General features: G+C 55.2%; 20 protein-coding genes, 1 tRNA gene and 2 pseudogenes. 8 read left to right on the top strand and 15 right to left on the bottom strand.

Annotated features, from left to right (window positions below):
* Positions 1 to 13 precede the first annotated feature (13 nt).
* The 7 genes from iolE to HMPREF9241_RS07185 form a co-directional block, all read right to left on the bottom strand.
* Entirely contained in the window at positions 14 to 940 is a 927-nt protein-coding gene (gene iolE / locus HMPREF9241_RS07155; RefSeq protein ID WP_006681620.1) for a myo-inosose-2 dehydratase, read from the bottom strand.
* Positions 941 to 1034: 94 nt separating this feature from the next.
* A complete protein-coding gene (locus HMPREF9241_RS07160) occupies positions 1035 to 2693 on the bottom strand; it encodes an MFS transporter (RefSeq protein ID WP_006681621.1) in 1659 nt (552 codons plus the stop codon).
* Positions 2694 to 2768: 75 nt separating this feature from the next.
* On the bottom strand, positions 2769 to 3965 hold the full coding sequence (locus HMPREF9241_RS07165; RefSeq protein WP_006681622.1) for a Gfo/Idh/MocA family protein: 1197 nt from the start codon (positions 3963 to 3965) through the stop codon (positions 2769 to 2771).
* A gap of 152 nt (positions 3966 to 4117) precedes the next feature.
* Positions 4118 to 4852 carry a sulfite exporter TauE/SafE family protein gene (locus HMPREF9241_RS07170; protein ID WP_006681623.1) on the bottom strand — a complete coding sequence of 245 codons (735 nt, stop codon included), beginning with the start codon at positions 4850 to 4852 and terminating at the stop codon, positions 4118 to 4120.
* Positions 4853 to 4938: 86 nt separating this feature from the next.
* Positions 4939 to 5166: a hypothetical protein gene (locus HMPREF9241_RS07175; protein WP_006681624.1), complete on the bottom strand. Its 228-nt coding sequence runs from the start codon at positions 5164 to 5166 to the stop codon at positions 4939 to 4941.
* Positions 5167 to 5461: 295 nt separating this feature from the next.
* Positions 5462 to 6457 (bottom strand): inositol 2-dehydrogenase, encoded by a 996-nt coding sequence (gene iolG / locus HMPREF9241_RS07180; RefSeq protein ID WP_006681625.1) that lies wholly within the window; start codon positions 6455 to 6457, stop codon positions 5462 to 5464.
* 33 nt (positions 6458 to 6490) lie between these two features.
* Entirely contained in the window at positions 6491 to 7564 is a 1074-nt protein-coding gene (locus HMPREF9241_RS07185) for a transaldolase family protein (protein WP_006681626.1), read from the bottom strand.
* A gap of 413 nt (positions 7565 to 7977) precedes the next feature.
* Between HMPREF9241_RS07185 and iolB the strand changes: the two genes are divergently transcribed.
* From iolB to HMPREF9241_RS07200, 3 genes are all read left to right on the top strand, one after another.
* Positions 7978 to 8871, top strand: a complete 894-nt coding sequence (gene iolB, locus HMPREF9241_RS07190; protein ID WP_006681627.1) for a 5-deoxy-glucuronate isomerase — start codon at positions 7978 to 7980, stop codon at positions 8869 to 8871.
* 18 nt (positions 8872 to 8889) lie between these two features.
* Positions 8890 to 10800 carry a 3D-(3,5/4)-trihydroxycyclohexane-1,2-dione acylhydrolase (decyclizing) gene (gene iolD / locus HMPREF9241_RS07195; RefSeq protein WP_006681628.1) on the top strand — a complete coding sequence of 637 codons (1911 nt, stop codon included), beginning with the start codon at positions 8890 to 8892 and terminating at the stop codon, positions 10798 to 10800.
* 192 nt (positions 10801 to 10992) lie between these two features.
* On the top strand, positions 10993 to 12486 hold the full coding sequence (locus HMPREF9241_RS07200) for a CoA-acylating methylmalonate-semialdehyde dehydrogenase (RefSeq protein ID WP_006681629.1): 1494 nt from the start codon (positions 10993 to 10995) through the stop codon (positions 12484 to 12486).
* Between the two features lie 162 nt (positions 12487 to 12648).
* Here the strand turns inward: HMPREF9241_RS07200 and HMPREF9241_RS07205 are convergent, their stop codons facing one another.
* Positions 12649 to 13083: a substrate-binding domain-containing protein gene (locus tag HMPREF9241_RS07205; RefSeq protein WP_279378245.1), complete on the bottom strand. Its 435-nt coding sequence runs from the start codon at positions 13081 to 13083 to the stop codon at positions 12649 to 12651.
* Between HMPREF9241_RS07205 and HMPREF9241_RS07210 the strand changes: the two genes are divergently transcribed.
* From HMPREF9241_RS07210 to HMPREF9241_RS07225, 4 genes are all read left to right on the top strand, one after another.
* Positions 12979 to 13227, top strand: a complete 249-nt coding sequence (locus HMPREF9241_RS07210; protein ID WP_006681631.1) for a DIP1984 family protein — start codon at positions 12979 to 12981, stop codon at positions 13225 to 13227. The genes HMPREF9241_RS07205 and HMPREF9241_RS07210 overlap by 105 nt on opposite strands.
* A 380-nt stretch (positions 13228 to 13607) precedes the next feature.
* The gene (locus tag HMPREF9241_RS07215) at positions 13608 to 15275 is read left to right on the top strand and encodes a ribulokinase (protein ID WP_006681632.1); all 1668 of its coding nucleotides are present in this window, start codon (positions 13608 to 13610) and stop codon (positions 15273 to 15275) included.
* A 3-nt stretch (positions 15276 to 15278) separates the two neighbouring features.
* Complete coding sequence (locus HMPREF9241_RS07220) at positions 15279 to 15977, top strand: L-ribulose-5-phosphate 4-epimerase (protein ID WP_006681633.1); 699 nt, start codon at positions 15279 to 15281, stop codon at positions 15975 to 15977.
* 27 nt (positions 15978 to 16004) lie between these two features.
* Positions 16005 to 17066, top strand: a complete 1062-nt coding sequence (locus HMPREF9241_RS07225; RefSeq protein WP_006681634.1) for an NAD(P)H-dependent glycerol-3-phosphate dehydrogenase — start codon at positions 16005 to 16007, stop codon at positions 17064 to 17066.
* A gap of 103 nt (positions 17067 to 17169) precedes the next feature.
* Here the strand turns inward: HMPREF9241_RS07225 and HMPREF9241_RS09665 are convergent.
* A pseudogene (locus HMPREF9241_RS09665) lies at positions 17170 to 17655 on the bottom strand (IS256-like element ISAod1 family transposase); the annotation flags it as partial.
* A gap of 99 nt (positions 17656 to 17754) precedes the next feature.
* Between HMPREF9241_RS09665 and HMPREF9241_RS07230 the strand changes: the two are divergent.
* Positions 17755 to 19098 carry an IS256-like element ISActu1 family transposase gene (locus HMPREF9241_RS07230; RefSeq protein WP_006680457.1) on the top strand — a complete coding sequence of 448 codons (1344 nt, stop codon included), beginning with the start codon at positions 17755 to 17757 and terminating at the stop codon, positions 19096 to 19098.
* Positions 19099 to 19133: 35 nt separating this feature from the next.
* Here HMPREF9241_RS07230 and HMPREF9241_RS09115 read toward each other — a convergent pair.
* From HMPREF9241_RS09115 to HMPREF9241_RS07260, 6 genes and pseudogenes are all read right to left on the bottom strand, one after another.
* Positions 19134 to 19739 (bottom strand): annotated as a pseudogene (locus HMPREF9241_RS09115) (IS256 family transposase); the annotation flags it as partial.
* Between the two features lie 299 nt (positions 19740 to 20038).
* Positions 20039 to 20111: transfer RNA gene (locus HMPREF9241_RS07240), tRNA-Ala, on the bottom strand.
* A gap of 132 nt (positions 20112 to 20243) precedes the next feature.
* Positions 20244 to 21047: a histidine phosphatase family protein gene (locus HMPREF9241_RS07245; RefSeq protein ID WP_006681636.1), complete on the bottom strand. Its 804-nt coding sequence runs from the start codon at positions 21045 to 21047 to the stop codon at positions 20244 to 20246.
* A 2-nt stretch (positions 21048 to 21049) separates the two neighbouring features.
* Positions 21050 to 21589: a ribosome silencing factor gene (gene rsfS / locus HMPREF9241_RS09120; RefSeq protein WP_006681637.1), complete on the bottom strand. Its 540-nt coding sequence runs from the start codon at positions 21587 to 21589 to the stop codon at positions 21050 to 21052.
* 71 nt (positions 21590 to 21660) lie between these two features.
* A complete protein-coding gene (gene nadD, locus HMPREF9241_RS07255) occupies positions 21661 to 22353 on the bottom strand; it encodes a nicotinate-nucleotide adenylyltransferase (RefSeq protein WP_006681638.1) in 693 nt (230 codons plus the stop codon).
* On the bottom strand, positions 22350 to 23633 hold the full coding sequence (locus HMPREF9241_RS07260) for a glutamate-5-semialdehyde dehydrogenase (RefSeq protein WP_006681639.1): 1284 nt from the start codon (positions 23631 to 23633) through the stop codon (positions 22350 to 22352). The genes nadD and HMPREF9241_RS07260 overlap by 4 nt, the downstream gene beginning before the upstream one ends.
* Between the last annotated feature and the right edge of the window lie 20 nt (positions 23634 to 23653).

The raw sequence follows: 23653 nt of genomic DNA on the forward strand, positions 1-23653 counted from the left end.
AAAGCATTAGCATCTACGCATTGAAGAGGGTCTTCTCAACGTAGTCACGAGCTTTAAGCGCATACTCGTGCGGGTTTGCTACTGCTGGATCCTGCTCCGCTTCAACCAAGATCCACTCGTTGTACCCGTGATCTACAAGGAAACGGTACGGCCTCGTGAAATCAATCATGCCGTCACCAGGAACAGTGAACATGCCGTTGAGGAACGAATCCAGGAACGAGCGATTCTGCTCGCGCGACTCCTGCAGCTTCTCCTCACGAACGTCCTTGAAATGCACGTGACGTACGCGGTCAATCACAGCTTCCAGTAGCCCCATTACATCGCCATCACCCACGAATGCGTGGCCGGTGTCAAAGAGCAGGCTGACCTTGGCCGGATCCGTCATATCCATCAGGCGAATCGTCTCTTCCTTCGTCTGCACAACCGTGCCCAGGTGGTGGTGATAGACAAGTTCCAAACCGTACTCGTGCGCAATATCGCCAAGCACGTTCAGGCCCTCAGCCAGTTTCACCCACTCCTCATCGTTCAGCACTGGCTTATTGGTGAAGATGCAAACGTCGCGCACTCCCTGCACCGAACCGGTCTGCTCAGACACTACGATTCGGGTAGCACCCAAGTACTGCAGATACTCACACTTCTCACGGAACTCGGGGATCACTGCCTCTACCCCATCACGAACAATGAACGAAGAGAACCACTGCGCAACAATCTTGATGCCGCGCGCCTCAGCGCGTTCTTTCACGATCTCCTTAGCCGGGAAGAAGCCGGCGCACTCGGTGCCCCGGAACCCAACATCAGCGAGGTCAAGCAGCATGTCCTCGAGCGTGTTGTATGCGCCAACCTCAGGAATGTCGTCATTACGCCACGTAATCGGGTGCATACCCCACGTGATGCCATTCGGATCAGAAATGGCAGTTTCGAGATCAAGTTTGAAAGACATATTGTCTCCTTCGATAGAGTAAAAAAGTTTTGAAAGTCTAAAATAAGAATTTAATGGGGGGGGGAGGGAGGTGGACCCCCTCCCCCCATCTGGTTTAGGAATAGCGCTCTTCCATGTCGCGCTCAATCTGCTCAAGGGAGCGGCCAGATGTCTCTGGCATAACCTTGAACAAGATCACCGCAATCACAAGGTTAAGCACACCGTACAGCGTGTAGGTAAGCCCACCACCCAGGCTCTCCATCATCGGTGGGAATGTCCAGGTGATGAATGCATTCGTAATCCACATGCAGAAGATTGCAGTACCGTTCATAACGCCACGCACGTCCGCAGGGAACAGCTCGCCCATCATCGTCCACACCACCGTGCCGTTTGAAGACTGCACAATCAGCATGAACACTCCCATCAGGCCAAGAATGAGGAACGAGGCCCAGCTTGGCGGCACAGTGCCATTAGCAATGTGCGGCGCAATCGCGAATTGGAACGTAGCAGCAATACCAAGCAGACAAACACCTACACCAGTTACGTCTGCAATCAGGATTTGGCGACGCCTAAACTTCAAGATCAGCCAGATACCCAAAACAGAACCAATCACGCTCATAACACCATTTGCAACCTGAGCCGTAATCGAAGCGGAAGTGGACATGCCCGCGTATTCAAGAACCTTCGGCGCGTAGTACATAACGGTATTAACACCCGTAGTTTGGTTAACAATGGCAAGGAAAATACCAACCAGCATAAGCTTTCGAAGCCAGGGCACCGAGAACACATACCGCAAGCCCTTGTTCGACTCCTCAGCCTCAGCTTCATGCTGACGAGCCTCAATCATTTCCATGAGTTCATCTTCGAGGGAACCGTCACGCTGCGGGTCACGGATACGCTTGAGCGAGGCAATCGCATCGTACATACGCATCTTCGACATGTACCAGCGTGAAGATTCAGGCATCAGACGAATACCAATCCACAGGGCGATAGCCGGAATTGAACACAGGACAAGCATGTACCGCCACGCGGCACCGTTACCGGCTGCAACCACGAGTTGATCGAGGAACGCATGGTACTGATCTGCGCTCATCGAACCACCCTTGGCAACCTGGAAAGCACTAAGCGTGTCGAAAGAGTAAACACCCGGAGCTAGGTTGCCCGAGGGGTCACTTTCAATAGTTACCTGCGGACCACCGTACATAGCATTGATGACCGCGTTCATGGTGAATGCCAGCAACTGACCGGTAACAATCATCAACTGGTCAACAGCAACGATGGAACCGCGAATCCTCTTCGGCGCCGTTTCAGCCAAGTAGACAGGAACCGTTGCCGAGGCACCACCAACTGCGAAGCCCAGAATCAGACGGAACGGATACATCACCCATACATTTGGAGCAAAGGCGGTACCAAGCGCACCAACCAGGAAGAGTATGGCCAACAGCGTAATGTTGTGACGGCGACCGTAACGGTCTGAAAGCCTAGAACCAATCAGAGCACCTAGAGCTGCACCAACCAAAAGAGTGCCACCGATTGCACCCTCTTGGAACGCAGTGAGCTGCAGGCCCTCCGCCCCATACGGCATGTGCATGTAAGGCAATGCGCCAGAAATTACGCCGGTATCATAACCAAACAGCAACGAACCGAGTGTAGCGACGGCAGCAATCGCGAAAACACCGCGGTGCTTACCCGAAGATGGAGTGTCTTTAACAGCCTTCGCCAACTGGTCGCGGGTTATCCCTTGCATTGGGATTTCACGAGCATCTTTGCTCATGCGACTTCCTTTCTTGATCCTCAACAATGAGAGGTGTAACTGTATTGAAGTGACAATTTGGCAACAAATTGCCGTTTACGAATCAAAAGTAGTTTTGCCTTCAACTACCGAAACGTCGTGCCATTGGCCATCCGCAGCGGAAGCGACAATAGCTTCATCGACTTCTGCTGCACACCAGGCATCTGCCGCAGATGGAGCGTGTTGCTCTCCAGTAAGGATCGACTTCAAGAACTGCGCGGCTTCAACACACTTCATGTCGTCAAACCCCATCGAGGTGCCGATTGCCGGCTGGAAACGGCTCCAGTTATCCCACTGAGGGCCCGCCATAGCGCGCGTGTATCCATGCGTAGCACCATTGTCTACACCCAGGCACACCTCTAGTTCGTTCAAACGCTCAAAATTCCAACGTGCCGACCCCTTAGTGCCGTAGACCTCAACGACATATTCCGCGCGAGGGCCAACACTGACTCGCGACGACTCCATCGTTGCAATCACGCCGTTATCGAAACGAGCAAGCAAAGCAACATAGTCTTCATTCTCTACCGGGCTCGTCTGGTCTCCGATCTCAAAACCGGAATGACCAAAGCCCATCTTCGTAGGAATCGGACGTTCCTTAATGAATGTGTCCGTAAGAGCCGAAACGGAACTGATACGGCCAATGATGTATTGAGCTAGGTCAGCGCCGTGGCTCATCAGATCTGGCACCACGCCCGCACCCGCCTTTTCACGCGAAGCACGCCACGTGAGCGGTCCCATTGGCGAGGAGTTGTAATCAGCAATAAACCAAACACGTGCGTTCGTTATCTTGCCGAGCTCACCGCTACGCACCAGGTGACGCATGTACTCAATAGCCGGAGTGTGGCGGTAGTTGAAACCGACTGCAGTTGGCAAGTTCGCCTTAGCGGCCGCCTGTGCGACGGCCTTGGCCTGCTGCGCACTCACCCCCATAGGCTTTTCAATCCAGAACGGCTTGCCGGCCTCTACTGCTGCCAGGGCGATCTCTTCGTGTAAGAAGTTTGGTGAACAGATCGAAACAACATCCACATCCGGATCTGCGAGTAGCTCACGGTAGTCACCGTAAGCGCGTTCAAACCCTAGATCTTCAACCGCTGCACGTTGAGCTTCTTCAACTGGATCTGCAGCGGCAACAAGCTTTACCTGTACCCCGAGTTCAGGAAAGTGCTCACTCACAGCCTTGTAACTGCGCGCATGTAAGCGCCCCATCCATCCCAGGGAGATAACGCCAACGCCAATCGTCTTCTTGGTAGTCATTGGTTTCCTCCGAACATCTTTGTCCGCTCATTGCATCGCCCGATTTGGCAACATTGCCCAAAACTTTGTATTGACAAATCTATCAGCGAGATTCGGCCTGGTCAAGACTCTTGATTGGAAAAGAGGATATAGAGTTTTCCTGATCAGGCGTGCTAAATCAACAAGTACCCGGCCGAAACCACTGTCAAAATAGTAACTACGGGATCAAAAACCTCTTGCGACATACGCGAAGCTAACACTTTACCAAGCAACGCCCCCAGCAACACGAGGGGTAAAAACGGGACGGCGATGTGCAATGATTCACCCCCGACACTCCCCAAAGCCAAGGCGAACGGGAGCTTTGCTACGTTAACTAAAAAGTAGAACCAGGCCGTGGTTCCCAAAAAAGTCTTTACCGGGAACTTCGCCGCCAAAAAATACATCGTTGTTACCGGCCCGCCCGCGTTCGCGGCCATTGTTGTTACACCCGCAAGAGAACCGAAAACCGCTCTCGCCCAAGGCCCCTCTAGGTTCAGATGTGCATTTTTCTTTAAAAGAAAAGTTGTCACGGCAATGAGGGCGAGGAGAACCAAACCAATACTCACGCGTATCACGCGGTCAGAAGCCACATACAAGAACAACGCGCCCAAAGCGAGTCCTACCAGAACTCCTGGCACGAGACGCGCCAAAGTTGGCCAATGAGCCTTCTTGCGATACATAACTATCGCGATCACGTCACCCGCGAGCAACATCAGCAACATAACGCCCGTGGACTGCAGAGCAGGCATCACTGCCGCTAGCAAAGCAACAGCGAGCGTGGCAGCACCCGGCAACGCCGTTTTAGATATGCCCACTATAAATGCACACAGTCCCAATACGATCAGTGCACCTGTTGTGAACCCTGCCATTTTGCCCTCACAAAGAAAAAGCACCGTTCCCCCCATTGGGATCGGCGCTTGCTAGTTGGCGGTCGTTTTACAACCTAACCGGAAGCTCACCTGCGATTCATCTGTAGATGTAGATCAACGAAAACACCAGCAATAGCTCCACATACGGTCAGGAGCCCTGCGAAAACGACCATTGCGGTTAGATCAGTCGCGATACCGACAACCACCATGGAAGCCACAATCACTGCAAAAACAGCGATAACCAGCTTGAACAGAGGACGAGCCTCTACCTTAATCGTGTGCGGAGCAGCAACAGTAAGTGCGTACGTACCCAATGTAGATCTTCCTTTACGGTTCCTTGTGCGGAACCGTTTGGGATAACGTCCCGCACGGCTATGTGCTCGGCTTGCGCCGACATCAACCACCCTTGTGATCGACATTTACAGACTACTCAAGCCCCCATACTTTGTAAAGACAAATATTTTCGATGGGACGTCAGTTTCCGCGTCTGCTCACGCAGCAATGTCATGTAGGTTTGCGCGCAAAAGCGCGCAAACCTACATCTCACAAACGACTTTGCGCGCCGGAGAATACTGCTATACCCGGCACGCAAAGTGTTGAAACTAACAGCTAAAGCTTGACTACTACGCCTTCCTTTGCCGCCTTCTCAGCAGCTTCAGCCAAACGTAGAGCCTGTGCACCATCCTCAATTCCTGGGGAAGGAACGCGACCATCGGTGACGGCATCGATGAACGCACTGAGTTCGCGCGCATACGCGGCCTCGTAACGCTCCAAGAAGAAGTCTAAATACGGCTCCTGAGCATCCGTCACGTGCTTGTTAGAACGACGAACCGTGGTAGGACGAATATTCTCAGCAAAGAGCGCGCCCTCAGAGCCGAACGCCTCCAGCCTCTGGTCATAGCCAGAAGCACAGTGGCGCGAGTTCGTAATCGTGGCGCTACGGCCCGCCTCGTTCTGAAGAGTTACTACAACACCATCGAAATCACCGGTGTCCGCAAGCTCGGGGTCAAGGTTTTGCCCCACCGCAGTAACCGTCTTGATGTCGCCCAGGAAGTGGCGAACCATGTCGAAATCATGGATCGTCATATCCTTAAAGATGCCGCCAGAAACCGCAATGTACTCCTTTGGTGGAGCAGCCGGGTCACGAGAAATAATCGTCAGCTGTTCAAGCTGACCAATCTCGCCAGCCTCTACTGCCTCATGAATCGAGCTGAACGACGGGTCGAAACGACGGTTGAATCCCAGCATCACCAGCGGATTAGGCGTGCCCTGGGCTTCGAGACGCTCACGAATCTGAGCAACGGATTCGCTATCCATAGCCAGCGGTTTCTCACACAAAGCCGGCTTACCGGCAGCGGCAGCGGCAACAATATGATCTCCATGCAGCGGAGTTGGCGAACAAATGATGATTGCATCAACATTGTCAGATACGAAAACATCATTAGCTTCACTCGTTGCTTCCGCCCCGTAAGCCTGGGCAACCTCTTGAGCAGAATCCAACATGGGATCAGCAATCAAAGTGAGCTTAGCCTGCGGGTGAGCCGCAACGGAGCGAGCATGCACGCGGCCAATGCGGCCCGCGCCAATAATTCCAATTCGAAGCATAATTAACCTTTCAACGAGACAAGCACAACGGTTTTACGGGGCAGGAACAATGATGTCTCGAACCAGAGCATCAAGGTTGGCGTCTGCCTGCAGGAACTGACGGAGAGTCTTACGAGTGGCCCCGAAGTCCTCGAACTCCTCTACCGTCATGCCGTCCTCGTCATAAGCACGGTGGAATTCAGGGATCCGGCGAAGCTGTTCGAGGTAGTACTCATCAACCGGAACGTCGATGCGAGAAACCGGCTCGTAGTCGGAAGCGTTAATGATCTCCTGCCACTTAAACGGCGGCGAAACAACCATGTCAGCGCCCTGGAATTCGCTCCACTGCAACACATTCCTGAATGCGGCAACTAGCGGACGGGCACGGAAACCGCGCTCCTGGAAGATCTTGTAAACCTTCTTCATAGCCGCAACGCCAGCCCACTCAAGAGCGGACGGATCGATAAAGATGCGATCGCGAGCAACAACGTGCTTCAACCAGTCATCCAGACGGCCAACCATAAGGGTAACCACCGGGCCCATCTGCGAAACGTCATGGCCCTCAGCCTCGCGACGCTTCAGGCCGCGCTCGATAGCCTCCCCTGCTTTAACACACTGAGCAACAGTGAACGAAACAGTGACGTTCATCGATACGCCGCGGTATGTGGCCTCTTCAATCGCCTCAAGACCAACCTTGGTTGCAGGAATCTTCACCACAATATTCGGTGCCAGATTGTGGAACTCTTCAGCCTGGTCAGCCAGCGCCTTAGCGTCGCGGTGGAAACGCGGATCGGTCTGAACCGACAGGCGTCCGTTGCGACCCTTATGCTCCTCGAATGCCGGCTCCAGCAGCTTCGCAGCCTCGACAGACATGTCCTTAACGGCGCGCCAGCCGATCTCAGACTCACCCCACGTCGGATTCGCATCTGCGATCGCCTTAATACGATCGTTCCAAATCTCCGGATGCTTTGAAATAGTGGTGTAAGCAATCACCGGGTTACAGGTAGCGCCAACACCGCCAAACGAAATTGACTGGCGCAACTCTTCTAAATCCGACGAGTCATTCCAAAGAACCGTAGGGAATTGCTTAGTCGCGGTAAGCAAAGGTCCGGGGGTAAAATCAGTCACAGTTCCTCCTGCGAAAATCCTGAGGATGGCCACCATTGGACATCCAACTATCCGTAGCCCTAAGTGAACTCCAAATCAGAACGCATGTCAAGCATTTGTAACGACAAATTAGTTTCGTTCCCGGCCAGCTCGTAGACGACATCCCCTATAATTCTGCACCACCAGTGCCCAAACGAGCACTTATAAGCATAAAGTCCGCCGTGCGGGGCTAGAATCTCCACATCCCGCCACCCCTGCCGTGCGCCGACATCCTTTTTCTTAAATTGTCTTGACAATACTTGACGTACAAAACACAAAGACCGACAATTGCAAACAAGTGCTTTCTTAGCGCGAGCGACGAAGACGTTAGCTTTTGCGCACACGCACCATAAGCTTTAAAGAGCGGAACCAATCGTGAATCCCAAGGAGTACCAATGACGGACAACAGCAAATACATTGTTCGCGCCGGCTCAACATCGCACGGCTCGTACGAAACCGACCTGGATCCTAAGCGGGCTGGCTGGGAATGGTCCTCGCTACGCGTGCTCAATCTTCCTGACGGCGAAACAATCACCGTCGAAGGTGACGAGACAGAATACCTCGTGCTTCCACTATCGGGCGGATGCACAGTTAAGGTAGAGAACGAAGAATACGAGATCAAGGGACGCGAATCCGTGTTTACTGACATCACGGACTACGCCTACATTCCGCGAAACACGGACATCACGATCACCGCATCCGGACACGCCCGCATCGCCCTACCTGGCGCCAAAGCTACCAAAGACCTCTCGCCTCGCTACTGCCCCCGCGAAGAAGTGGGCACCGGTCTTCGTGGCGCCGGCCCCTCCTCTAGGCAGGTCAACAATTACGCGCTGGGCAACACGGTTGAAACCTCGCACCTACTGGCCTGCGAAGTGCTAACACCGGGCGGAAACTGGTCTTCCTACCCCCCTCACAAGCACGACGAGCACAACGAAGTTGAGCGCGAACTTGAAGAAATCTACTACTACGAAATTCGCCGCGGAGACGCAGGCCGCGAAGGCTTTGCAATCCAGAGGATCTACCCCTCCCCCGGACACGACATTGACGTCTGCACCGAAGTTCGTGACCGCGACATCGTGGTAATGCCCTACGGATACCACGGTCCCTCAATCGCAGCACCCGGTTACGACCTCTACTACCTCAACGTAATGGCAGGGCCGGCAGAAGACTCTGTGTGGCTCATGACCGACGACCCCCACCACACATGGGTGCGTCAAACGTGGGAAACCCAAGAGGTTGACCCCCGCCTGCCGATGACCCCCATGAACCCCTCCGACTCTGAGTAGCTATAGAAAGAACGCATCATGACCCACCAAGTCCAAACGATTCGACTCACGGTCGCGCAAGCCACCATCCGTTTTCTGGTCAACCAATACAGCGAACGCGACGGGATTGAACAACGATTCATAACCGGAGCCTTCGGCATTTTCGGACACGGCAATGTGGCCGGCATCGGCCAAGCACTGCTCCAAAACGAAATCGACCCCGAACCTGACGGCGGCGAGATGCCGTACTACATGCCCCGCAACGAGCAGGGGCAGGTCAATGCCGCCGCTGCCTACGCGAAGGCATCTGAGCGCATGCAGGCGATGATGTGTACCGCTTCCATTGGCCCCGGCTCTTTGAACATGGTTACCGGCGCCGCACTGGCCACCACTAACCGCCTGCCCGTCCTTCTATTCCCCTCGGACCAGTTTGCAACCAGAACGCCCGACCCAGTACTACAGCAGGTCGAAAACCCGCAGACGTTGGATACGTCGGTCAACGACGCATTCCGCCCAGTTTGCACCTTCTTTGACCGCATTAACAGGCCTGAGCAGTTGTTCCCCTCCCTCATGCAAGCCATGCGCACGCTCACCGACCCTGCCGACACTGGCGCTGTAGCACTCGCAATGCCGCAGGACGTGCAGGCAGAGGCATACGACTTCCCCGTTGAAATGTTTGAAAAGCGCGTCTGGCATATTCGTCGCTCGCCCGCCGACCACGCTTCCCTAGAGCGCGCGGCGCAGATGATTCGGGGTGCCAAGCGTCCCCTTCTGATTGCAGGTGGCGGCGTTATCTACTCCCACGCTAGCGAAGAACTACGAGAGTTCGCTAAAGTCACGGGCATTCCCGTATCCGACACGCAGGCTGGCAAGGGTGCAATCAACTTTGACCACCCGCAGTCCGTAGGCGGAGTTGGCTCCACCGGTTGCGACGCCGCAAACCACTTGGCCGACAAAGCCGACTTGGTGATCGGCGTAGGAACGCGCTACTCGGACTTCACCACCGCCTCCCGCACCCAGTTTAAGAACCCCGATGTGAGCTTCCTGAACATCAACGTCAAGGCATTCGACGCCGTTAAGAACAGCGGCGAAATGGTTATTGCTGACGCGCGCGAGGCACTGTCCGCCCTCACAGAAAAACTCGCCAACCACCATGTGGAGGCCGAATACGCTGAGGAAATTGCAACAGAAAAGGCCGCATGGGACAAGGTAGTTGACCATTTGACCAACCTTGGCCACGCCCCACTGCCATCCCAGGTAGAGGTATTTGGCGCCCTAAACGAAATGATGGGCGACAACGACGTAGTGATCAACGCAGCCGGATCAATGCCCGGTGATCTACAGGCCATGTGGCGCGCACGCACCCCCGTGCAATACCACGTGGAATACGCATTCTCTACCATGGGCTATGAGATTCCCGCGGCTCTCGGCGTGAAAATGGCACTACCGGACTCGCAGGTAGTTTCGATCGTTGGAGACGGCACCTACCAGATGCTGCCCATGGAACTAGCCACGATCGCCCAAGAAGGCGTGAAAGTTATCTTCGTCCTGTTGCAAAACTACGGTTTCGCATCCATTGGCGCACTGTCTGAATCACGTGGTTCGCAACGATTTGGCACCCGCTATCGTGCGGGCGGCGGCACCAGCCACACCGAGGACGGCTGCAAACTGGACGTGGATCTAGCCGCGAACGCTCGCTCGTGGGGCATTGATGTGATCGAGGTGCACACCATCGAAGAGTTCAAGGAAGCGTACCACGTAGCCGAGAAGGCTGAGCGGACCACCATGATTCACATCGAGACTGACCTTTACGGACCAAACCCGCCTTCCAGCTCTTGGTGGGATGTTCCCGTATCGCAGGTATCTCGCATCGAATCCACCCAAAAGGCATATGAGGAATACCTGCGCGACCAGGAGCCTCAACGTCAATACACCAAGCCAGCTAAATAGGCCCCAATAGAACCCGGATCGGGTGGGATCACGCCATTTTCCTTCTCGGCGTGTCCCACCCGATTCATGTTTTTCACGCACAAACAACCAAGCAACATCTTTGTCATGACAAATGCCGCTTACGGTTGTATACTGTAGCCGTCGACGGGATCATCTTCCCGCTTTTCCAATAGTGCACAAAGAGGTTCGCAGATGAAAACTATTAAGCATTGGGTCGACGGAAAGTACTACGAAGGCAACCCTATTGCCACGCTTGACGTTGAAAACCCCGCCACGGGTGAAGTCGAAGGCACCCTACTGGAAGCATCCGGTGAGGACCTTGACCACGCCGTAGAAATCGCTAAGAAGGCACAAAAAGAGTGGGCTAAAGTGCCGCTAGCCAAGCGCACTGCAATCATGTTCCGTATGCGCCAACTGGTTCTCGACCACCAAGACGAGATGGCTCGCCTGATTGTTGCGGAGCACGGCAAGAACTACTCGGATGCAATCGGCGAGATTCAGCGCGGACGCGAAACCCTCGATTTTGCGACCTCGATTAACGTTGCGCTCAAAGGCGAGTACTCATTTGACGTCTCCACCGGCGTGGACATCCACAGCATCAGACAACCGGTTGGCGTTGTTGCCGGTATTTGCCCGTTCAACTTCCCGGCCATGGTTCCCATGTGGATGCACCCGCTGGCGATTGCCACCGGCAACGCGTTCATTTTGAAACCGTCCTCAGCCACCCCCTCCGCCGCATTGCTTACTGCAGAGCTGTACAAGGAAGCTGGCCTTCCCGACGGCGTATTCCAGGTACTATCTGGCGACCGCTCACTGGTGACGAACATTTTGGAACACCCCGGCATTGACGCTGTGTCCTTTGTTGGCTCAACGCCAGTTGCACACATTGTGCAGGACACGGCAACCAAGCACGGCAAGCGCGTTCAGGCACTGGGCGGGGCAAACAACCACGCCATTGTCATGCCGGACGCAGACCTTGATTTTGCCGCACAGCACATCTCTGCGGCTGCTTTCGGAGCGGCAGGCGAACGTTGCATGGCACTGCCCGTAGTTGTAGCAGTTGGCGGGATCGGCGAAAAGCTCGCCGGCCTCGTGAAGAAGCATGCTGAGAAGATCCACGTTGGCGAAGGCATGGGCGAAGGCGTCGAGATGGGTCCGGTCATCTCCGCAAAGGCTAAGGAACGCATCACCGGCCTCATTGACGATGCAGAAAAGCGTGGCGCGAAGGTTGTACTCGATGGCCGCAAGCTAGTTGTTGAGGGCTACGAGAACGGCCACTTCCTCGGCCCAACCATCCTCGACGACGTGCCGTTGGACTCACCGGCATACTACGAAGAGATCTTTGGCCCCGTTCTTGTGATCGTCCATGCGGACACCTACGACGAGGCAATCAAGATCGTAAACGCTGTGGAGTTCGGCAACGGTTCAGCAATCTTTACCAATGATGGTGGTGTTGCCCGCCGCTTCAGCCTAGATGTGGAGGCCGGCATGGTTGGCATCAACGTGCCGATCCCAACCCCGGTTGCCTACTACTCGTTTGGCGGCTGGAAGCAGTCCTTGCTTGGCGACATGCACATCCACGGCCCCGAGGGCGTGAAGTTCTACACCAGGGCAAAAGCAATCACCTCACGCTGGCCGTCTGAACAGACCTACGAAGCAACCATGTCTTTCCAGCGCGAAAGCTAAAACGCTTCCTCGCGAATAGTAGAAAGCTGAGATAGCCGAATACTGGCACTGCCCTCGCCACCTGTACCGTGGCGAGGGCAGTTCATGTTGTAGCACGATTCCTGAGCCGCTCGATCGGAGTCTCGACGAATTCGAACTACCAAACTTAAACGAATAGGGGCTCTATTCCTTCAGATTCGCACATGAGCCTCGATCAATAAACTTCGGCTCGAACACCACACTATTGGAGAGGTCTTCAACGGACTTCGCGCGTGAGGCATCAACCAACAGATCCACGCATTGGCGTCCCATCTGCTCGCGGTCCGTTGAGACCTCCGACAAATCAAACGCCGTATCAGCCGTGTAACCGATCTGGTTACCCATCGTCACAATCGAAAAATCGCGCGCAACCTCAAGCCCTTGATCCGCGGCAAAACCGATCACCCCCTCCGCTACCGGCATGTTGTCAGTAATAATCACAGGATTGCGTCTGCCTGAATCTTCACAGCAGAGATGGCGTTCGCTGCGATCTTCACCGACGCGATAGCTGCCCGGGATATCGCTCTGATACGCAGGCGTCTGCTCGCCGAGACGGCCGATGCGGCAAGCACTCGTCAAGACGTCTATTCGCGCTCCGAGGTGCGTTACGTCTCTTCCGTGGACGCGCCTAAGCTGCGCACCCAGGCCGATGAGGCGGCCAAGAAATACCGCCTTCTGGATACGAAAATCCAGCAGCTGAACTGGCTGACCGAACTTAACTAAAAAGACTCGTTGGTAGTCTCGCGATTTTGGCGAGCGTCACCGCGGCCGACGGTTTCGGCCACATGGCAGTCCGACATAAGCCAGGACTAGGGCGTTCATGCCGCCCCAAATCACTCAGGGCTTATGCGCGGCGCACAAGAGCACTACGCGAGAGCCTGGCATGGCTCACTGATTTACTACCGGACGCTGAAAAATCGCGAGGCGAGGGTGGGGTCGGGGATCTGTCTTTTAACTTTTAGATTGAAGACCAAGCTATGGTGAAAGCAGTTTCGTGTAAAGTTGCAAAGTATCAGTGATTCAGTTCAAGGAGGGGCTGGGTCATCGCTTTGTTAACTAGCAAAAACTCCTCGTATTGAGGAACCGAGTACGGAAAAGCGAAGATGCCAGAAACTAAGTATCTAGTCGGTATTGACTTTGGAACACTATCTGGGCGTGCTGTTGTGGTTCGCGCAGACAATGGTGAAATGCTTGGCACTGCTGTTGCCGAGTATCCGCACGGTGTCATGGACGAGACGCTGGATAGTGCTGATGGCCAGGCGCTGCCGCCTAGCTACGCGTTGCAGGATCCGGGCGATTATGAGTACGTTCTTCGCCGTGTAGTTATTGGAGCCGTCAAGGACGCCGGAATCGATCCCACTCGTGTGGTCGGAATTGGCGTGGACTGCACGTCGGCAACCATCTTGGTAACGGATAAATACGGCGTGCCGCTTTGCAAGAAGCCCAAGTATGCGAATAATCCGCATTCTTGGATCAAGCTGTGGAAGCATCACGGTGCGCAGGAGCAGGCAGACCGTCTGGTTGCCGCCGCTAAGGAGCGTAACGAGCCTTGGCTGGCCCGTTACGGTGGAGTCCTTTCTTCCGAGCTACTGCTGCCGAAGGTCCTGGAGACCTACGAGAAGGCCCGCGACGTTTACGACGGAGCTTCTTACTTCGTCAACTTGATGGACTGGCTGACCTGGAAGCTGACAGGAAAATTGACTTACGCGGCTGGCGACTCAGGCTACAAGCGCATGTACCAGGATGGCCATTACCCTTCGCAGGAATACCTGGAATCGGTTTCTAAGGGCTTCGGTACTGTTTTCGAGGACAAGATGTCTGGCCCGATCCTGCCGCTGGGAGCCAAAGTTGGTGGTTTGCATAGCGAACCTGCAGCAATTCTGGGACTGCCTGAAGGAATTGCAGTCGCTTCTGGCAATATTGACGCGCACGTTGTTGTTGCTGGTGCTAACGCCGTCAAGCCTGGTCAGTTGACCGCCATCATGGGCACCTCCAGCTGCTACGTAGTTAACGATAAGGAGCTACACGAGGTTCCTGGCGTCTTCGGAATTGTCGACGGCGGTGCTGTCGATGGTGCTTGGGGTTACGAGGCAGGCCAGACGGCAGTTGGCGACATTTTCGCGTGGTACACCGAGAACTGCATCCCTGTAAGGTACGAGGATCTCGCCAAGGAGAAGGGCGTTTCCGTCCACGAGCTGCTCGGCGAACTAGCCATGCAGCAGAAGATTGGCGAACACGGTCTAATCGCACTGGATTGGCATAACGGCAACCGTTCAATTCTTTCTGACTCGCGCCTTTCAGGCACGATCATGGGCTTGACCCTAGTTACAAAACCAGAAGAGATCTACCGAGCACTACTCGAGTCGACCTGCTTCGGTGCGCGCGTGATTATCGAAAACTTTGAGCAGTACGGCGTCAAGATCGACGAGATTGTTGCCGCAGGTGGTCTGCTGAAGAACGAGTTCTACATGCAGATGCTCGCGGACATCACCCGCAAGCCGATCACGATTTCGACGGCTCCGCAGACTGGCTCCTTGGGTGCTTGCGTCTTCGCTGCCACTGCCGCCGGTATCTACCCATCGGTATTCGAAGCTGCTGAGGCAATGTCCCAGACCGAGCAGTACAAGTACAAGCCGAACGAGCCCAGCTCCAAGGAGTACGACGTGGTCTTCAGCTTCTACAAGGAACTGCACGATCACTTCGGGCGTGACGAGACCGACATCATGGCAAGGATGAAGGCATTCCAGAGCGAGCAGAAGGAAAAGAAGTAGTAAATGCACATTTCTGATTTTTCGTCTGATATCCGCGACCGCATTCAGTGGACTCGCGAGAAGGTGGCAAAGTTGCACGCCGAACTGCCGGCAAACCAGTTGGTTGTATGGACGGCGGGCAATGTCTCCGAGCGCGTTGAGGGTGAGGACCTGTTCGTCATCAAGCCTTCGGGTGTCCGCTACGACGAGCTAGAGCCCGGCAAGATGGTGGTCTGCGACCTTGACGGCAACAAGATCGACGACGACACCTCGAAGGGTCTGAACCCGTCGTCGGACACTGCCGCTCACGCATATGTCTACCGCCACATGAGCGAGGTGGGCGGGGTTGTGCACACGCACTCGCCGTACGCCACCGCTTTTTCTGCCGTGCGCAAGCCCATCTCGTGCGTGCTGACCATGATCGCCGACGAGTTCGGCGGTGAGATCCCTGTTGGGCCGTTCGCGATCATCGGTGACGACTCGATTGGCAGGGGAATCGTCGAGACGCTCAAGTCTTCGCGTTCCCCAGCCGTGCTGATGGCAAACCACGGCCCCTTCACTGTGGGCCAGGACGCAACCGCAGCCGTGAAGGCGGCGGTGATGGTGGAGGAGGTCGCCAAGACCGTGGCGATCGCTAATTCCTTGGGCGGGGCGGTGCCGGTTGAGTCCGATGCCATCGACAAGCTCTGGGAGCGCTACCAAAACGTCTACGGCCAGAACTAAAGCTTCAATCAATAGCAAGGATTTGTTATGGCAACGATGGTTGTTTTGGGTAGTGGAATTATGGCCACCGCTCTATCATTCCCGGTCACTGAGAACGGCCACGAGGTTCGCCTTGTCGGCACGCATCTTGACCGCGAGATCATCGATTCAATCCAGAAGACCGGGGTGCACCCGAATCTTGGCCTGAAGGTCAACGAGAACATCAAGGCTTACCAGCTTGAGGACGTCGCCGAGGCATTCGAGGGTGCCGACGTCGTCATGTGTGGCGTTAACTCGTTCGGTATCGAGTGGATCGCCGAGCAGTTCAAGACCCTGCTGAAGCCGGGTCAGAAGCTGCTTTGCGTGACTAAGGGCATGCGCGCAGACGAGGACGGCACCTTGCATCTGCTGCCAACCATTATCCAGAACGCGCTACCCAAGGAACTTGTAGATCAGGTTTCTTGGAACGCGATTGTTGGCCCGTCGATTGCTGGCGAGGTTGCCGTTCATCACGACACTTGCGTCGTGTTCTGTGGCCACGATCAGGACGATCTGGATTATCTGGCTGACATGTTCCGTACGGATTACTACCACGTGTGGACGTCTCTGGATTTCGTCGGCCACGAGACCGGCGCTGCAACCAAGAACATCTACGCGTTCGCTGCCGGCTTCGCCAAGGGCATGCTTGAGGCGGCAGGCAAGGAGAACGACAAGTACGTCATGTACAACTACTCCTCGGCGGTGTTTGCCCAGGGCGCTAAGGAGCTGATCCACTTCATCAAGCTGATGGGCGGCGATCCGAATACAGGCATCGGTCTGGGTGGCGTTGGCGACATGTTCGTCACCTCCATGGGCGGACGCAACGTGAAGGCCGGCACTTTCGTCGGCCAGGGCGTGCCGTTCTCTGAGGTGCGTAGCGTCCACATGAAGGGCGTGACGCTGGAGGGCGTTGCCGCCATTTCGGTGGTTGGTAAGGCACTGCGTGCGCTGACAAAGCGTGGTGTGATCAAGGAAGAGGACTTCCCGCTCTGCCGCTTCCTCTACTCGGTTGTTGAAGAGGATCATCCACTGGAAATGCCATGGGATAAGTTCTTTGCGAACCTCAAGTGAGTTAAGCTCTAGTCAATAAAAGGCTGCCCTGCCAAACTGGAGGGCAGCCTTTGTCTGTCTAGCGCCATTCGTGGCTTATAGGACAAAACGTGTTGGTTTTTGTTTAGTAGGTTTCTTTCCATGGTTGGCAGTGGTGGAGGTCGGTCCAGTTGATGGCTGTGCCCCAGCCTTGTAGTTGTTTTTGTTTTTGGGCGCGGTGTTGGGCGGTTGCGAATAGTTGGGTGATTTCTTGATCTGTGTGGGTGTTGGTGAGTATTTGTGCGGGGACGGCGGGGTTTTCGGTGTGTAGGTAGCACCACCACAGGACGGCTTTTACGCGGTGGTTTAGAGGCATTCCCCGGTGGGTGCGCAGTAGTGCTCTTAGTTGGGTGTTAATGGCGCCTTCAATGTGGTTGGTGGTGGCTGGGATGGGTTGTGTGGGGATGTGTAGGTGGGGGTCTAGGTAGGTAAATAGAGTGCCTTTGCGTACTAGGCTGTTAAGGGAGTTACGCGCTTCTATTAACCGCCGGTGGGTGGGAACTATGGCCCCGTTTTCGAGTCTTGTTTTTTGGGCCAGGAAGGCTTTGTAAGTAGTGTTCCAAGCAGCTAGGTCTACTCACCATTGGGTGGCTTGAGCTGAGGTTTTTGAGGGTGTCGGAAGTTTTGTGTATGAGGTTTAATCCTCAATCACGAAGGAGAGTGCGCAACAATGACTGTTGTGTCCCCGAAGAAACATGGTGGCGCTGAGCGCGTCGCCGATATCAGCCGCCGGCTGATGGAGAACCCGGAAACTGCCAGGCTGATCCAGGAGCTGGGTGAATCAACCGTCGACGCCAACGAGCTGGTGCGTGGCTTGTTGCAGGCCACGATTAACAGTGGGCTCAACGCGGAAATGGATGCACACCTGGGCTACGTCAATGGCGACCGGGCTGGTAAGGAAGCGGCCGGCCAAGCCAACAGCCGTAACGGCTCCTATCCTAAAACCGTGGACTCGGCATACGGGCCAGTTGATATCAGTGTCCCTCGAGATCGAGCAGGCACTTATATGCCGCGCATGGTCCCCAAGGGTAGCCGCAGACTTACCGACCTCGATGACATGATCATTAGTTTGTATGCGGGCGGAATGACCGTGCGTGACATCGAACATCATCTGGCTACCACCATCGGCGTGAACTTGTCGCCAGATACCATTAGCGCGGTCACCGATGCGGTCTTAGAGGAAGTCACCGCGTGGCAGACCAGGCAACTCGAGGCGTTCTATCCAGTTATCTTCCTTGATGCCCTACGTGTAAAAATCCGTGACAACGGACGCGTCGTCAACAAGGCGGTCTACATGGGTGTCGGAGTGGACATGGAGGGCATTAAGCACATCTTGGGCTTGTGGGTAGCTACCAATGAAGGTGCAGCATTCTGGTCGCAGGTGTGCGCAGAAATCGCCAACCGCGGTGTCAACGATGTCTTTATTGTCTGCTGTGACGGACTGAAAGGCTTTCCGGAAGCAATCCAGGCAACCTGGCCGGACTCCATGGTCCAAACCTGCGTGGTGCATCTGATTCGTGCCGCTAACAGGTGGGTAGCCTACGGCGACCGGAAAGAGGTCTCGAAGCATCTACGAGGCATCTATACCGCTGTCAACGAGGATGAAGCTCGAAGTGCACTCGATGAGTTTGAGGCCAGCGAGCTTGGCCAGAAGTATCCGCAATCAGTGAAAGTCTGGCGCGACGCGTGGGACAGGTTCATTCCGTTCCTGCAGTTCCCGCCAGCGGCAAGGAAGGTTATCTACACCACGAATTCCATCGAATCGATGAACAGTGAGCTGCGGAAAGCAACACGAAACCGCGTTCAGTTCCCGTCGGATTCAGCGGCAGTGAAGACGCTGTGGCTGATGATCTGTAACATCGAGGACCGTCGTGCTGCCCGCCGCGCTAAAGAAGGTGCCAAGGCTTCTGCTTCAGCCAAGCGACTTATCGAAGGCAGCAAGACCAGCAACTGGAAACAGGCAATCAATCAGCTATCCGTGGCCTACCCCGACAGGTTCGCCGCATACTTGTAAATCAGTCCCCGTACACAAACGGACTGACACCCTCAGGTTTTTATGTGTAGTAAACGCTTTGCTAGCCCGTAGAGTTCCACTCCGGCCTGGGTGCGAGGACGCGTGGTAGTTTTACGTTTCACCGCGCTGAAAGCATGAAAAGTACACCTTTGCACCCTGGTGGTAGGCCACTGAGCTTGTAAGGCGCTAGCGATCCCGCTGCCCCCATCGCAGATCACGACATCTGGTGGGGCGATGCGATCAAACAAGGCTTGCCACGCTCCGGAATACTCGCCTTTGGCCACATACCAGCCCAACACGTGTTTTTTAGTGCAGGCAATCAAAACCACCACGTTACAGGCTAGATAAATCCCATCTACAAACACCACATGATGAACCTCATCCACCAGTGGGCTAGTAGGCCATAAATGCCAAAACCTTTCAAAATGGCGCCGAGCACTACGACCCCCACCAAGTAGATCCTGGTAGCGTAACCGGCCAGTGGCAAACTCTAAAAACGCGGCGAAATACCGCGCTTGAATATCATTACGACGCGACTGACTCGCTCCACACTTACTACACCTAAACCTGACTCGACCAGCAGCAGTCTTGCCCCACTTATGTGTTGATCCACCACAAACTAAACAACGAGGATTTCCCATCCTCGAATTCAACCGACTTCAAACCCGACTTTCCCCTACCAACACAACGAAAAGTCCACGAAAAACCAACACGAAATGACCTATAAGCCCGAAATGACCTATAAGCCCAAAATAGAACTTCCTGCAGATAGCTATTAGAAGCACGAAAAACAAAAGGGCTGACCACCGTTCAGGTAGTCAGCCCTAGTTTTATGCCTGTGAGCAGGAGCTTTAGATTTTTCGCGCGTTTTCACATTTTGCGCGCACCTTTGCGCAAAACTCTAGTTCTGCGAAATTGTATCAACTCAGCGTGCTCGTAGTGGAGCTAAGGGGATTCGAACCCCTGACCTCTTCCATGCCATGGAAGCGCGCTACCAACTGCGCCATAGCCCCGTATTCAGTTCATCGCACTTGCGACCCGTTAAGCATAACGGAACGCCAGCCGGTTCGTAAAATCGAAACCCCGTGCAGGCCATCACACCAGCCGCGATCACAGGATCCACGCGACAAGCAGATGCGCGATGCTTACGCGCCCAACACATCCTCGCGGTATCCAATATTGTGCGCAGCCAAACGGAAAGACGGAGCACCCGACGCACCGGAACCTCCCCCACCCACGCGAACAAGCTCTGACCAGTGACAATTATCCAAGCCACGCATCGCATCAAATTCAAGCGGGTTCAAGCCCATGCAGGTAATCAGACCGCGCAAAATTGCTGCACCGTGAGCAACCACAATGACAGTCGCATCCGAAGGAGCCTGGCGAGCCGCCTCAAAAGTAGCATCCCGCACGCGCGCCCCCACAACATCCGATGGCTCAATTGACGCCTCGCCACTCTCGCCCGTCTGACGCCACGCATCCACCAAATCCGGATACTTTTCGCGAGCCTCCGGCAGGGTTAGTCCCTCAAACAGGCCGTAGTTGCGCTCAATCAGGCGCTCATCCACGATCGGCCCTTCAACATCGCCGCCCTGGGCACGAAACACTCCAGCCATCAGCTCAGCAGTTTCCGAGGCCCGCGACAGAGGCGAACAAACAATCACAACCTTATTCGAGGTCTGGGAAGCAACACTCACACCAACCTGAGCACTCCGTGACAGGACACGCTTCGCTAGAACCTCGCCAGCGCGCTCAGCCTGCTTACGACCACAAGTATTCAACGGACGATCAATCACACCCTGGAAACGCCGCTCAACGTTATAGTCCGTCTGTCCGTGACGCACGAACACAATACGGTTCGCGCCGTCATCGTGTGTCTCAACAGCAAAGTTAGTGTCGCTGGCAGGTGCGGTGACAGTAGCGGGTGAAGAAGTAGCAGGCTCGGTCATGATCAGTCTTCCTCAGCGTCAGAATCGGCGGCTAAATCCATCGCGCCTGATGCAATCGCTGACGCCAAGTCCATGCCTCGCGTATCACCCATCGACGCAACAACCTCAGCCGCCGACATCGGAGTACCGACCCCAGCACCCACCGTGCCCGGCGCCACAACAAAACCGGCAACGCGTGCGGCCTCTCCCTCGGGAGCAAGGTGCGTCACCTTACCGTCTGCCCAGAGCTTTTCCAGAGCGTAGAACTCGCGCTGTTCATCGGTCAGAACGTGGCAGATCAGCTCACCGTAGTCGATCAGTACCCACGTGCCACCTGTACGCCCCTCGATGCGATCGGGCTTCACACCCAGCTGCTTCGCCGTCTGATCCATGATTTCTTCAGCGATCGCGCGCACCTGACGATCCGTAGGAGCAGAAAAAATCAGAAATGACTCAGCCAACGCCAGACGATTCCCCACGTCCACCGCCACCGGATCCGTCGCCAACTTGTCGATCGCTGCCTCTACGATGACGTCCCGCAGATCCTTTTGCGCTTCACTCACGTGGTTTTTCCTCTCTTCACGCCGACAATCGGCGGATGCTTCACGCCGACAATCGGCGAGTTCTATGCCCGTCACTGATCCGTGTACAGGTCGTATTTCTTGATGTACTGGACAACACCGTCGGGCACTAAATACCAGACCGGATGCCCACCTTCAACGCGCTTACGGCAGTCCGTTGACGAGATCGCCATTGCTGGGACCTCCACCAACGACACCGAATTACTAGGCAAACCCGACGCATCCAATTGATGTCCTGGACGAGTAACGCCGACGAAATGCGCCATTTCGAACAGTTTATCCGCGTCCTTCCACTGGGCGATCTGTGCCAGAGCATCTGCGCCCGTAATGAAGTAGAAGTCCGTATCCTCCGGGTATTGCGCCGCAAGATCGGTCAGTGTATCGATCGTGTACGTTGTCCCACCACGGTCAATATCGACACGAGACACGGTAAAACGCGGGTTCGATGCCGTGGCAACAACCGTCATCAGATAGCGGTGTTCGGCGCTGGTCACCTTGCGCCCGGCCTTGAACGGTTGCATCGCCGCGGGGACGAACACAACCTGGTCAAGTTGGAAGACTTCCATCACTTCCGACGCCGCGACAAGGTGGCCGTGGTGAATGGGGTCGAAAGTTCCACCCATGATCCCGATGGATCGACGAGGGCGACCGGCTGAAAACTCTTTAGCTGCACTGGTGGTCAGAGCATCATCGGGCGCCTCGACACCATCGACGCTACTGGCCTGGATGCAAGTCTGGTCACTCATGGACGAACCGTCCCATCGCCTTCAATAATCCACCGCGTTGTCGTCAGTTCAGCCAAGCCCATCGGACCCCGAGCATGAAGCTTCTGAGTCGAGATACCGATCTCTGCGCCCAATCCAACCTGGCCACCGTCGGTGAAACGGGTCGACGCGTTAACCGCAATGGCAGCCGAATCAATCTCAGTCTGAAAACGGTTCGCGGATTGAAGGGAACGGGTGCAGATCGCTTCAGTGTGACCGGTCGAGTAGCGACGAATATGGGCGATGGCCTCATCAATCGAGGGGACAACCCGCACAGCCAAATCCATCGACAGGTATTCGGTTGCCCAGTCTTCTTCGGTTGCCTCAACCCACATATCGGAGTCAATCGACGGGGTCTGACGAGCAATCTGGGCAGAAGCAGGATCCAAGTGCAGAGTAACGCCAGCTGTTGCCAAACGAGTCAGCGCTGACAGCAGGAAACGCTCGGCTTCGGCTTCGTGCACAAGGAGAGTCTCAGCTGCATTGCAGACACCCACACGCTGAGTCTTCGCATTCATAATGATGCGTTCAGCAGCTTCCAGGTCTGCGCCCTCATCAACGTAAACGTGACAGTTACCCGTGCCTGTTTCGATAACAGGGACAATCGAGTTTTCGACGACAGCTTGGATCAAGCCCGCACCACCGCGAGGAATCAGCACATCGATGCCACCACGAGCACGCATCAAAGCCGTCACACCGGGACGTCCCAGATGGTCAACCGTCTGAACTAAATCAGCGGGCAGATCAACGCTTTCAAGAGCATCACGCATCACGGTGATGATCGCCTGATTCGAGTTAAACGCCGCGCTACCACCGCGCAGAATAACCGCGTTACCGGACTTCAGGCCAAGCACTGTCGCATCAATCGTCACATTCGGACGAGCTTCGTAAATCACTGCGACAACGCCCATAGGCACGCGCACCTGACGGATACGAAGACCCAGCTCATTCACGGTTCCACGGAGGATCTGGCCGACCGGATCCGGCAAGCTGGCGACCTCGCGAACAGAATCAGCAATTGACGCGATACGCGACTGGTCCAACGCCAAACGATCCAAGAGCCCAGCGGACATGTCGTTTTCGCGACCTCGCAGTAAATCCAGCTGGTTCGCAGACAAGATTTCGCGGGACCGTTCTTCAAGGGCAATCGCAATTGCTTCCAGCGCGCGATTCTTCACACCAGCTGTCGCCACGGCGAGCGACAAGGAGGCCGTGCGCGCAACCGTAGTCAGATCTGAAATATCAGGAATCTGGTCAGTCATGTCCCCATTTTCCCACAGGT

It is taken from the genome of Schaalia turicensis ACS-279-V-Col4 (assembly GCF_000296505.1).
Lineage (GTDB): Bacteria > Actinomycetota > Actinomycetes > Actinomycetales > Actinomycetaceae > Pauljensenia > Pauljensenia turicensis_A.